Source organism: Chromobacterium sp. CCUG 76385 (assembly GCF_059916625.1).
The window spans coordinates 58,767-69,274 of sequence record NZ_JAUCGU010000022.1 but is presented as its reverse complement, the minus strand read 5'-3'; the positions used below and the strand labels follow the sequence as shown (position 1 = coordinate 69,274).

General features: G+C 64.9%; 14 protein-coding genes and 1 tRNA gene. 1 reads left to right on the top strand and 14 read right to left on the bottom strand.

The features are described from left to right. Window position 1: 1 nt before the first annotated feature. Window positions 2–77: transfer RNA gene (locus QUG01_RS14310), tRNA-Ala, on the top strand. 114 nt (window positions 78–191) lie between these two features. On the opposite strand, the gene flgJ is transcribed toward QUG01_RS14310, so the two are convergent. The 14 genes from flgJ to fliI form a co-directional block, all read right to left on the bottom strand. Continuing rightward, window positions 192–902, bottom strand: a complete 711-nt coding sequence (gene flgJ / locus QUG01_RS14305) for a flagellar assembly peptidoglycan hydrolase FlgJ (protein WP_500830726.1) — start codon at window positions 900–902, stop codon at window positions 192–194. Then, a complete protein-coding gene (gene flgN, locus QUG01_RS14300; protein WP_500830725.1) occupies window positions 883–1,308 on the bottom strand; it encodes a flagellar export chaperone FlgN in 426 nt (141 codons plus the stop codon). Before flgN ends, flgJ begins: the two co-directional genes overlap by 20 nt. Further along, window positions 1,308–1,568 carry a flagellar biosynthesis anti-sigma factor FlgM gene (gene flgM / locus QUG01_RS14295; protein WP_500830724.1) on the bottom strand — a complete coding sequence of 87 codons (261 nt, stop codon included), beginning with the start codon at window positions 1,566–1,568 and terminating at the stop codon, window positions 1,308–1,310. The genes flgN and flgM overlap by 1 nt, the downstream gene beginning before the upstream one ends. 118 nt (window positions 1,569–1,686) lie before the next feature. Further along, a complete protein-coding gene (locus QUG01_RS14290; RefSeq protein ID WP_500830723.1) occupies window positions 1,687–2,373 on the bottom strand; it encodes a Crp/Fnr family transcriptional regulator in 687 nt (228 codons plus the stop codon). Between the two features lie 212 nt (window positions 2,374–2,585). Further along, window positions 2,586–3,575 (bottom strand): flagellar motor protein MotB, encoded by a 990-nt coding sequence (locus QUG01_RS14285; protein WP_500830722.1) that lies wholly within the window; start codon window positions 3,573–3,575, stop codon window positions 2,586–2,588. A gap of 3 nt (window positions 3,576–3,578) precedes the next feature. Next, on the bottom strand, window positions 3,579–4,445 hold the full coding sequence (motA, locus tag QUG01_RS14280; RefSeq protein WP_103317759.1) for a flagellar motor stator protein MotA: 867 nt from the start codon (window positions 4,443–4,445) through the stop codon (window positions 3,579–3,581). Window positions 4,446–4,461: 16 nt separating this feature from the next. Then, window positions 4,462–5,157 (bottom strand): FliA/WhiG family RNA polymerase sigma factor, encoded by a 696-nt coding sequence (locus QUG01_RS14275; RefSeq protein WP_500830721.1) that lies wholly within the window; start codon window positions 5,155–5,157, stop codon window positions 4,462–4,464. Between the two features lie 5 nt (window positions 5,158–5,162). Next, window positions 5,163–5,600, bottom strand: a complete 438-nt coding sequence (locus tag QUG01_RS14270) for a flagellar basal body-associated FliL family protein (protein ID WP_500830720.1) — start codon at window positions 5,598–5,600, stop codon at window positions 5,163–5,165. 25 nt (window positions 5,601–5,625) lie between these two features. Then, window positions 5,626–6,639 carry a flagellar hook-length control protein FliK gene (locus QUG01_RS14265; RefSeq protein ID WP_500830719.1) on the bottom strand — a complete coding sequence of 338 codons (1,014 nt, stop codon included), beginning with the start codon at window positions 6,637–6,639 and terminating at the stop codon, window positions 5,626–5,628. After that, the gene (locus QUG01_RS14260; protein WP_500830718.1) at window positions 6,636–6,923 is read right to left on the bottom strand and encodes a hypothetical protein; all 288 of its coding nucleotides are present in this window, start codon (window positions 6,921–6,923) and stop codon (window positions 6,636–6,638) included. The genes QUG01_RS14265 and QUG01_RS14260 overlap by 4 nt, the downstream gene beginning before the upstream one ends. Further along, on the bottom strand, window positions 6,910–7,302 hold the full coding sequence (fliS, locus tag QUG01_RS14255) for a flagellar export chaperone FliS (protein ID WP_043622560.1): 393 nt from the start codon (window positions 7,300–7,302) through the stop codon (window positions 6,910–6,912). The genes QUG01_RS14260 and fliS overlap by 14 nt, the downstream gene beginning before the upstream one ends. Before the next feature lie 24 nt (window positions 7,303–7,326). Then, window positions 7,327–8,676, bottom strand: a complete 1,350-nt coding sequence (gene fliD / locus QUG01_RS14250) for a flagellar filament capping protein FliD (RefSeq protein WP_500830717.1) — start codon at window positions 8,674–8,676, stop codon at window positions 7,327–7,329. A gap of 84 nt (window positions 8,677–8,760) precedes the next feature. Further along, window positions 8,761–9,198, bottom strand: coding sequence for a flagellar export protein FliJ (gene fliJ, locus QUG01_RS14245; protein ID WP_500830716.1), 438 nt, complete (start codon window positions 9,196–9,198; stop codon window positions 8,761–8,763). After that, window positions 9,195–10,508 carry a flagellar protein export ATPase FliI gene (gene fliI, locus QUG01_RS14240; protein WP_500830715.1) on the bottom strand — a complete coding sequence of 438 codons (1,314 nt, stop codon included), beginning with the start codon at window positions 10,506–10,508 and terminating at the stop codon, window positions 9,195–9,197. The genes fliJ and fliI overlap by 4 nt, the downstream gene beginning before the upstream one ends.

The following is a 10,508-nucleotide window of genomic DNA, read 5'->3' as shown; positions in this document are numbered from 1 at the left end:
TGGGGGTATAGCTCAGCTGGGAGAGCGCTTGCATGGCATGCAAGAGGTCAGCGGTTCGATCCCGCTTACCTCCACCAGTTAAAAAGCCGAAATCTCAAGATTTCGGCTTTTTCCTTTTTATTTCCCCTAAAAAGCCTAAAACAAAAATCGGCGTGCTTTGACGCCGATTTTGCCTGCCCTTCCACCCCGCATCAGCGCGCCGTTCGCCGCAGCTGCGCAACCAGGTCGGCCAGCTTGCCGGCGTAGCCCGGATCGCTGGCATAGCCGCCGTTCGCCAAACCCCGTGCAAACGCCTGCGCATCGCCGCCAACGCCTAACGCCGCGCGATAGCGAGGATTGCTCGCCAACAAGCTGGCGTAGTCGTCAAAAGCGGCTTGGTAATTGGGATAAGCCCGGAACGACTCCACCCGGGATTGCTTTTGTCCACCGGCGAACTCCGTGGTCAGCGCCGCCGCGACGCCGCCGCGCCAGCGCGAGTCGGCCTTGATGCCAAACAGATTATGGCTATTGCCGCCATCCGCCAAAGTCAACGGCTTGCGCCCCCAGCCCGACTCCAGCGCCGCCTGCGCCAGCACGATGTCCGGCGTGACGCCCAGCTTCGCCGCAGCCGCCTGCGCATGCGGCTTCATCTCATCGAGAAAAGCCTGCCTGCCAAGAGAAGCCGCAGCCGCATCCGACTGACCCGCGGCTTGCAATTGTTGCTTCAGGCGCCAGGCTTCCGGCGTCAATTGCGCAGCCGGACCCGGCTCGCCATTGGCGATGAAACATTCCACCTCGCGGCGCAAACCCGAAAACTGCTCGGCGAATCCGGCGCCGCCGCCGGGCAAGTCCAGCGGCAAGGCGACGGACTCCGCCAAGGGCAAGTCAAAACCGGTCGCTCGCTCACTGCGCTGCGTAAACATCGGACTCCCCCTCCAGCACCCGCCGCAACAGGGCCTGCCGTTGCTGCAACAATTGGCCATTGCGCAGATTGCGCTCCCGGCACGCCGCAGCCAGCTCGCACAACCGCCGCCAACGCGGTGCGCCCTGCTCCCGCAGGTTTGGCGGCAAAGCATCCAAGAGCGCGCTCATCGACAATTCGGCGCCGGCAGGCAGCAAATCCCGCACCCATGCCTGACGGGCGTGGCGGCTACGCTCCAGCCGGTCGCACAGCTCCGAGATCCGGCAGGCGCACGCTTCCAAACCTGCCGCATCATGCGCCAGCGCGGCCTGAAACTGCGCCTCCAGACTCTCCAATAGCAACGGGTAATCAGCCAGATCCGCTGCTATGGTCGTAAACAACTCGCGATAAAGCTGCTTTCTATCCATCAACGACCGCCGTGATATCGCTCGATCAGACCGGCCAAACGCTGCGGATCGAAGCGTACCTCGCCGCGTGCCAGCGCGGCGCGCACTGCGTCCACCTTGGCCTGGTCGATTTCCGGCATGGCGCGCAGACCAGCGGCCAGCGAGGCGGACGAGTCCTGCGCCGTCGGCGCGCGCGGCACGGCTTCCGCTGCCGGGCGGTTTTCGGTCTTGAGGTTTGCGGCCTGCTCGCCGCGCCAGGAGGAATGGGGTGAGATCTGCATCAGAATGCCTGCTGTCCGTATACGGTGTGATACCGATACAAGGCGACGCCAGCGCGCCGAACTTAAGCTGGAATGGCAAAAAGGCCGGCCGCCTCATTGGCGGCGCGGCCGGGCCGCGTCAGAAGTTTTCCGGCAGCATCTTCAACACCACGATGCGGCGGTTCTCCATGCGGATATAGTGCCCATAGATCAACTCCTTCAGGATGCGCGCCACCATCTCGCGCGAGGAGCCGATCTGATCGGCGATTTCCTGCTGCGTCAGTTGCTTGCGCAGGATCAGCACGCCGTCTTGCTCCACCAGCATCTGATTGATCAGGATGCGCACGCGGCCATACACATCGAGCAAGGCCAGGTTGCGCGCCAGCATGGTCATGTGGCGCACCAGGGAAACCAGGTAGCGCATGATGCTGCCGCGGACCATATGGCAGCCAGGCAGGCCATCCTCGCTGTCGAACAACTGGCACAGCATGCCGCGAGAGAAGCGCAGCAGCATGCTGTCCTCGTCGGCCACCGCGCTGCTGTTGCGGATGCCGCCGTCGACAAACGATTCCATGCCCAGCATGTCGCCCGGCATGCTGATCTGCAGCACATACTTCTTGCCGTTCGGCTCCGCCACATAGGCTTGCATGCAGCCGGCGAACAGCAGGTAAACCTCGTCGGAAGCATCGCCTTCCGAGTACAACTCCTCACCTTTGGCCAGGCGGATCGTCTCGCCCTCCTCCAGAACCCTATCCAGCTGCTCTTCGGCCAAATGGCCAAACAGCGGCGTCTGCCGCAACATCTGTATTGCTTGTTCTTGTTTCATCTCGGTAACACATCCCCGACTCACTGACACCCATCGCTGAATGTCAAAGTCATTGATTGACATTTTATATTATTGAATATGACTCTCAAGTCGTTATTCTTATCAACTATTGGGATATTGTAAATAATTTGCTTAAAATTTGTGTGAAATTCTCACAAAAAAAAATCCTTGCACCGCAAGGATTTTTATGGACACACAATATTAACAGAAAATTAACGTATTCCGATGGTATCCCGTTTGAGATTGCTCAATTCTGACGCGCTGGGTAGCGCGGACGAAACGCCCGGGATGCCGGTTGAGCCTTTTGCCGCCGCGCCGAACATCGACACCACCGCCTGCGCCTGGCCGGAAGTCAGGATCAACAGCTCGATGCGGCGATTCACCGCCGCCAGCGGGTGCGCGCTGTCCAGCGGCGCGCGATCGGCCATGCCGACCACTTGCAGCACAGACTCGCCGACCAGCCCGCCCTGCAGCATGTGCATGCGGGCCGCCATGGCCCGGTTGCTGGACAAGGACCAGTTGGACAGGGCGTTGAAGCCGCCCGCGCTGTGGTATTGCGCCGCGTCGGTATGCCCCACCAGCAAGAGGCGGTTGTCGATTTCGCCCAGCATGGCGCCGATCTGCTGCAGCAAGAATCGGAAACGCGGCTCCACAATCGCGCTGCCGCGCTCGAACATGCCCTGCTTGTCGGTGTCATGCAGCGTCACGCGCAGACCATAGGGCGTGATCACCGTTTGCAGATTGCTCTCCAGCCCCGCCTTGCGGCTCATTTCGGACAACTCCGCCGCCAGCTTGCGCAGATCGGCCTCGCTGTCGTAGCTGCGCCGCTCCCGCTCCGGCTCATCATTCACCGCCCGCTTGTCGCTGTCGCGGACCATGGACTTGCTGGCCGCCTGGCTGCCGTTATGGCCGGGAATCGGATCGCGCGGAATCAACGTGCCGGGCGGATTGCCCATATGGTCTATCTGCCGGCCGTTGCCCTGCAGCAGAGGGCTGCCGCCGGAGGTGGTGAGCAGTTGCTGCAGATTTTCCTGATCGCGCGCGGCCAGCACCCACAACACCAGAAACAAGCACATCAGCGCCAACACGAAGTCGGCAAACGCCACCTTCCAGGCGCCGCCGTGCGCGTCTTCGGCGTGGCGGCGCGCCACGCGCTTGATCACCGCGCCGTCCTGGCCATCCTTGTTCTTCAGGCCCGCCATGGTTTAAGCCAGTCCTTCCAGGGTATTGATCCATGTTTCCAGCTGCGAAAAGCTGGGCTTGGTGTTCAACTGCACCAGGCGCCGGCCGGCGTCGATGGCCAGCAAAGGCGGCTTGCCGGAGGCGTGGGTGGTCAGCACCACTTTCACCGATTCGAAATTGGACAGCTCCTCCTTGACCAGCTGCCCCATTACATTGGACAGCGGGTCCAGCACGCCATAGCAAAAGAAAATGCCGATGAAGGTGCCCACCATCGCCGCGGCGACGCTGGCGGCGATCTCGCCGGCGCTGGCGCCCTGGGCCACGGTATTCATCGCCATCACGATGCCCAGCACAGCGGCCAGGATGCCGAAGCCCGGCATCGCCTCCGCAATCTTGTGCAGCGACTTCGATGGCTGGTTCAACTGCTCGTGGATGGCGTCCAGCTCCTGGTCCAGCACGCCCTCCAGCTCATGGGCATTGATCTTGCCCATGGCCATCAAGCGGAAGTTGTCGACGATGAAGGCCAGCAGCTTGGGGCTTTCCAGCACCAGCGGATAGCGGTTGAACAAGGCGCTCTGCCGCGGCGCTTCCACATGCTGATCCAGCGCCTTCAGGCCGCGGCTGGCGGTGATCAACAGTTCGTACATCAGCAGCAGCTGCTGGCGCTGGAATTCCGCACCCTGTTTTTTCCGCATCACCACCCGCTTGATCTGGCCGCCCATTTCCTTCAGCACATGCGGCGGGTTGCCCAACACCACGGCGCCCAGCGCCGCGCCGCAGATGATCAACAGCTCGGTCGGCTGCCAGATGATGGACAACGCGCCGCCGTGCAGCATGAAGCCGCCGAATACGCAAACCAGCACGATCAGAATGCCAAACAATTGCTGCATGGGGTGTTTCCTTGCTTCAGGCGGCCATCAGGCAGGCCTGCATCTTTTTCAGGGCGCTCTTGTTGATCTGGCAGATGCGGGCCTCGGTCAGCTCCAGCACCGCCGCGATCTCCTTGAGACTCAGTTCAAACTCGTAATACAGCTGGATCACCTGCTGCTCGCGCTCGTTCAGCGCGGTCAGCGCGCGCGCCAGCTCGCTCTGCCGCTCCAGCCTGGCCTCGGGCGAGCCCTCGCCCGCCAGCTCCACGCCGGCGGCCACCATCTCGTCGAAGCTGGCCATCGCCTCGGCGTTTTCCGCCAGCAGCGCGTCGCGGTAGGCCTCGGCGTCCAGCCCCAGCAGCGACATCGCCTCGGCTTCGGACGGTTCCCGCCTCAGCTTGCGCCTCAGCTCGCGCAGGCCGTCGCGCACCCGGTGCGCTTCCTGCCGCACGGCGCGCGGACGCCAATCCAGCCGCCGCAATTCATCCAGAATGGCGCCGCGAATGCGCAGCATGGCGAAGCCGGCGAAGCGCTCGTCCGGCTCCCCGCCATAACGGCGCAGGCAATCCAGCAAGGCCATCAGGCCGATCTGCTCCATGTCTTCGCGGTCGAACACGCCGCCGGCCTGGCTGGCCAACTGGCGCGCCGCGCGCTTGACCAGCGGCGCATACGTGGCCACGTGCCTGGCCTCGTCGGCAGCCTGGCAAGGGGAGGCATAGCTTTCGGCGTACATCGCGCTTACTCAATGATCAGCTTGCTGACCATCACCTCGCTGAATGGCAGCGCCATCCGCTCGCGGGCGAAGGCGGCGCGATAGGCCTTGTCCAGCAGGCGCTGGTAGTCGTCTATGCCCAAGGCGTTGGCGCGTTCGCGGCTCAGTTGCGACAAGGCGCGCACCGCCACGCTCTTCAACAGCGGCAGTTGCTCCTTCACCTTGGCCTCGTCATCCGGCGTGCTGCGAAAAACCAGGTCCACCGCCATATAGCGCGGATCGCCGCCGGCTTCGCTCTTCAGCATCACGATGTTCTTGTCCAGCGTGATAAAGCGGTAATCGACCGGCTTGGGCGCCTGCGGCGCGGCATGGCTGCCCTGCTGGATATACCACCAGCCGCCGGCCACCGCGCCAGCCGCCAGCAAGGCCGCCAGCGCCGCGGCGATCAGGGGTTTGCCATTCATCTATCCATCACCTCGTTAAATTGCTTCAGCCCTGATCCAGCGAGAAGCCATCGGCCTGAGTCCAGCCATCCTGCGCCAATGCGCGGCCCGGCTCCTCGCGCTGAGGTTCTCGGCCGTGGCGCCCTCCCTGGCCATGCCCGGACGGCATGCCCTCCTTCACGTCCACCGCCACTTGGGTGTACTGGCGACTGCCCAAGTCCTGGCGCAGCGCGTCGCCTATGTTTTGCAGCTGGCGCACCACCTCGCCATGCGAGGCGGTCAATTCCACCGTCAACGCCCCGGCCTGGTGGCGGATGGCGATCTCCAGCGTGCCCAGCGACGGCGGGTCCAGCCGGAGGGTGGCGCGGTCCATGTTCTGGCTGGACAAGACCTGCAGCCGCTCGCCCAGCGCCGCCTGCAGCTTGCCGCTCCAGCTTTCCGGCTGCGCGGCCGGCAAGGCCAGGCTGAAACCCTCCGCCGCTTTGCCGGCCTCCGCCGCGTGGGCGGGAGGCAAGGACAAGGCGGCTGCATTCAGCGCCGGCATTGGCAGCTCTCTTGATGGCGCCAGTTCGGCGGCTTGTTCGGCCAAAGCCTTGATCTGCGCGACAGGCATGGACAAAGCCCGCTGCGTGGAGGCCGCATCCTGCACCGGCGCGGCGGCCGCCTCTGCCGTGGCCGATCTCGTTTGAGTCTGCGCCGGCAGGTTTTGCGGCAGCAGCGCCTGCCACAGCGGCGATGGCTGCATGGCGGGAGCCTGCGCGACCGGATCGACCGCCCTCCGATCATCGTCGGCGTCGTCCGGCAGCCGCCGCTCGTGCCGCGGCGCAGCCGCCGCGCCTGGCGCCAGACCGGTCACGACGGCCAACGCGCCGCCGGATGCCTCCGCCGCGCTCGGCGGCGCGGCTTTCGGCATGTCCGCTTGATCTGCCGCCTGCATCGCATAGGCAAAGTCATTGGCCGGCGCGTCGTCGGCCGGCAATCCGTCGCCCAATGCCGGCGCGACGGCGTCGTCGCCAAGCGGAGGCTGCGTCATCTGAAGCGGCGGCGCCACTCTGCTCATGCTTGCTCCCATTCACTGAATTGCGCGTAGGCCAGTTGGCCTTCGCGCTGCCGGCCCATGTCCGCCAGCCGGTTCTGCAACGCGTCCAACTCCGCGCGGCTGCTCGCCAACGCGCCGCGATAAGCGGCTGCCAGGGCCGATTTTTCTTCGCCGTCCAGATCGCAATCCGGCGCCTCCAGCCTGGCGCGCACGCGCTGGTCCAGCGCCGCCAGCGCCGCCCAATCGCGGCGCGCGCCGGCATCGGCGATGGCTTGGCAGCAACGCGCCACCTCAGGCCGCGTCATGCTGGTCCCGCACGCCTATCCAGCCGCCTTTCAACGTAGCCAGTAGCTGTTCCGCCTCGTCCAGCGCGGCGATGTCCAGCTCCACGCTGGCCTGGTACAGGCGATGCGCGCAGTAGTCGTACAAGCGCGCCAGATTGGCCACCACCTCGCCGCCGGATTCGAAATCCAGCGCGCTGGACAGGCCATTCAGGATATTGATGCACTTGCTGATGCTCTCGCCCTTCTGTTCGTAGCGGCGCTGTTGCAGATGGCCGCGCGCGCGCGCGATCTCCTCCAGCAGGCCGTCGAACAGCACCAACACCAGTTCCACCTGGCTGGCGGCGTGGGTCTGCGACTCCAGATTCACCGCGTGGTAGCTGCGGTAGGCTTCGTAATCCACGATCTCGATCCCGTCTTCTTGAAATCAGTTGAAATTGAGCATGCCCAGCGTCTGCTTCATCTGGTCCTGCATGTTCTGCAATTGGGTGAACTGGGCCAGATAGCGCTGGTACAACTGTTGATATTGCTGCTGCAGCGCGTCCTGGCGGCGGCCCAGGTCTTTCTGTTCGCGGTCGCCGCTGTCGCGCCGCTGCTTGATCAGGCCGTTGCTGTAATTCAGCCACTTGTCCAGATAGTCGCTGCTCTGCTTGAGCGCGCCGTTCTGGCCCGTGGCGTTGAAGTAACGATCCAGCGCGTCCGGCGCAGCCTTCAGCGCGTCTCCCAGCTTCTTGCTGTCCAGCGTCAGCGTGCCGTCGCGGCTGGCGCTGATGCCCAGCTGGCCCAGGGTGATGCCGTCGTAAGACTGGCGCAGGATGGCATTGAGCTGGCCCTTCAGCGCGCGCACGCTGGAGTCGTCGGCAAAAGCCGCGCCCGGCTTGCCGCTGGAACCAGGCTGCGACAGATCGGCTATCGCCTTGTAGATCTTGTTGTACGCATCCACGAAGGACTGCACATTGGCCGTGGTGTCGCTGTCGCTGCGGCTGATGGCCAGTTGCAGCGGCGGATCGCCGTCCTTGCTCAGCTTGTTGACGGTGAAGCTGACGCCGTCGATGTTGTCGAAGGTGTTCGAGCCCTGCTGCAGACGCACGCCGGCTGTCTTGCCGCCCAGCCAGGCCACCGCGTCCTGGGCCTTGCTCAGCTCCTTGGGCGAAGACAGGCCGGCTTTCAGGCTCGCATCGGTCACTTGGCTCAGGTCCAGTGAAATCGCGTTCTTTTCGCCGCTCTTGCCGGCGGACAGCACCAGCTGGCTGCTGCCGTTGCTGTTCAGCACCATGGCGTTGACCTTGCCGGCATTGCCGTCTGCCCGGTTGATCGCCAGCGCCAATTCGCCCGGCGTGAGCTTGCCGTCGCCATCCTTGTCCGCGCCGTCCAGCGGTACGGTGAAGCTGTCGCCGCCGGCCAGCTTGACCGTGATTTTATCTCCCGCTTTCGCGGCCGCGCCGGCCAAATCGCCCATCAGCAGTTGCTGAGCGCTGGCCAACTGCTCGACAAATACGCTGTAATTGCCGGCCTGGGCATTGCCCTTGGCGCTGACCGTGGCCGCGCCGTCCGGCGTCGCGCTGGCGCTCATGGCCACCAGGCTCTTCTTGCCACTCAGCGTAGTGAGGCTGCTCTTGTAATCCTGCAGCGCCTTCTGCAGCTGGTTCAGCGCGTCGCCGCGCGCCTTGGAAGCCTTGTTCTGGCTGTCCAGCGCGTTCTGCAAATTGCCCAGGCTGTTCTTGGCCAGATTGTCCGCCCAGGTGCTGGGCGGCATCGCGTTGAAGTCAATCGCCATCGCTATCCCTTTCGTCCGCTAATCAATGGTCTGCACCATTGAAGTGGCGACCGTCGCGGACCCAGACTGAAATGTCGTGAATATTCACCATGCGCCGCGCCCTCTCAGCCAGGCCTGGCCAGCGGTTTCATCCGTTCGTTTCTGCTCGGCCCGCTGCATTTGATGCCGCCAATCCAGCGCAAGCGCTTCGCGCAATTGCCGCGCCTGCTCCTCACGCCGGCGCGCCGCTTCCAGCCGCCCGCGGCTGACTTCGGCATCGGCCTCCGCCAGCCGCAAATCCTGTTGTTGCGTCTGCTTCAACCCGGCCAGATGGCTTTTGTAGCCGGCGCAGTTCATCGCCAGCGCCGGGTGACCGGCGGCGGCAGTGGCGCCGCTGGCTGTATTCAGCTGCTCCAGGCGTTCGATATTGCGGCGATAGCGCTCCTGCAGCCGGCGCTTGGCGGCCAGCTCGGTCTCCAGCTTGTCGCCGTCGCGGCGGCGCAGCGTCAGCAACAGGTCCAACTGGCGGATCGGCGGATTCATGCGCGGGCAAGCTCCTGCAGTTGATGGCGCGTGTCAGCAAACGGCGCGGCCTCGCCCGCCGCCTGGCGCAGCAGCCCCTCGATGCGCGGCTGCAGCCGCAAGGCGCGGTCGGTGGCGGCATCCGCGCCGGGGACATACGCCCCCAGCGGCAGCAGGCCGCGCACTTCCTGGTAGCGGCTCCAGGCCGCGCGCAAGTCGCGCGCGGCGGCGGCGTGTTCTTCATCGACCAGCTGGCTCATGCAACGGCTGACCGAACGCGAAATATCGATGGCCGGGTAGTGGCCGCGCTCGGCCAGCTCGCGGCTCAGCACGATGTGGCCGTCCAGAATCGCCCGCGCGGTGTCCACCACCGGATCTTGCTGGTCGTCGCCCTCGGCCAGCACGGTATAGATGGCGCTCATGCTGCCCTCGCCGCCTTCGCCGTTTCCGGCGCTCTCGGCCAGGCTGGGCAGCAGGCCGAACACCGACGGCGGATAGCCGCGCGTGGCGGGCGGCTCGCCCAGCGCCAGCGCCACTTCGCGTTGCGCCATGGCGTAGCGGGTCAGCGAATCCACCAGCAACAGCACATTGCGGCCGCGGTCGCGATAGTGGGCGGCGATGGTGTGGGTCAACTCGGTCGCCTTCAGCCGCATCAAGGGGGATTCATCGGCCGGGGCCACCACCAGCACCGCCTTGGCCATCCCAGCCGGCCCCAACGCATGCTCGACGAACTCGCGCACCTCCCGGCCGCGCTCGCCGATCAAGCCGACAACGACGACATCGGCCTCGGTATGGCGGGTAATCATGCCCAGAAGCACGCTCTTGCCGACGCCAGAGCCGGCGAACAAGCCGACGCGCTGGCCGCGCCCTATGGTCAGCAAGCCGTTGATGGCGCGCACACCGACGTCCAGCGGCCTATCCACCGGCTTTTTCTTCAAGGGATTGATCTGCGGCGGGTGCGCGGCCAGCGGCGCGTCGCCGATTAGGCGCCCCTTGTCGTCCAGCGGCTCGCCCAATCCATTGACGATGCGCCCCAGCCAACCGTCGCCTATCATCAGGCCGCTGCTGTCCGGCGCCGGCAATACGCGCGCGCCGGTGGTCAGCCCCACCGGCTTCTTGAACGGCATCAGAAAGGAGACTTCGCGGCGGAAGCCCACCACTTGCGCCTGCAACCAGCCGCCGCCGGCGGTTTCCACCAGGCAGCGCTGGCCGGTATGCAGCGGGCAGCCCACGCTTTCCAGCAGCAGGCCGTTCACCCCCACCAGCTTGCCGCTGACGGTGGCGACCGGCGTGTCCGGCACGGATAGCTGGCTCAGCGCCTGGCGCAGCAT

Coding starts and splice junctions, on each gene's coding strand:
- QUG01_RS14290 (WP_500830723.1), bottom strand. CDS start 2,373: ATGAAACAAGAACAAGCAATACAGATGTTGCGGCAGACGCCGCTGTTT.
- flgJ (WP_500830726.1), bottom strand. CDS start 902: ATGTTTACGCAGCGCAGTGAGCGAGCGACCGGTTTTGACTTGCCCTTG.
- QUG01_RS14265 (WP_500830719.1), bottom strand. CDS start 6,639: ATGAGCAGAGTGGCGCCGCCGCTTCAGATGACGCAGCCTCCGCTTGGC.
- motA (WP_103317759.1), bottom strand. CDS start 4,445: ATGCAGCAATTGTTTGGCATTCTGATCGTGCTGGTTTGCGTATTCGGC.
- fliD (WP_500830717.1), bottom strand. CDS start 8,676: ATGGCGATTGACTTCAACGCGATGCCGCCCAGCACCTGGGCGGACAAT.
- flgM (WP_500830724.1), bottom strand. CDS start 1,568: ATGCAGATCTCACCCCATTCCTCCTGGCGCGGCGAGCAGGCCGCAAAC.
- QUG01_RS14260 (WP_500830718.1), bottom strand. CDS start 6,923: ATGACGCGGCCTGAGGTGGCGCGTTGCTGCCAAGCCATCGCCGATGCC.
- QUG01_RS14285 (WP_500830722.1), bottom strand. CDS start 3,575: ATGGCGGGCCTGAAGAACAAGGATGGCCAGGACGGCGCGGTGATCAAG.
- fliJ (WP_500830716.1), bottom strand. CDS start 9,198: ATGAATCCGCCGATCCGCCAGTTGGACCTGTTGCTGACGCTGCGCCGC.
- flgN (WP_500830725.1), bottom strand. CDS start 1,308: ATGGATAGAAAGCAGCTTTATCGCGAGTTGTTTACGACCATAGCAGCG.
- QUG01_RS14275 (WP_500830721.1), bottom strand. CDS start 5,157: ATGTACGCCGAAAGCTATGCCTCCCCTTGCCAGGCTGCCGACGAGGCC.
- QUG01_RS14270 (WP_500830720.1), bottom strand. CDS start 5,600: ATGAATGGCAAACCCCTGATCGCCGCGGCGCTGGCGGCCTTGCTGGCG.
- fliI (WP_500830715.1), bottom strand. CDS start 10,508: ATGCTGCGCCAGGCGCTGAGCCAGCTATCCGTGCCGGACACGCCGGTC.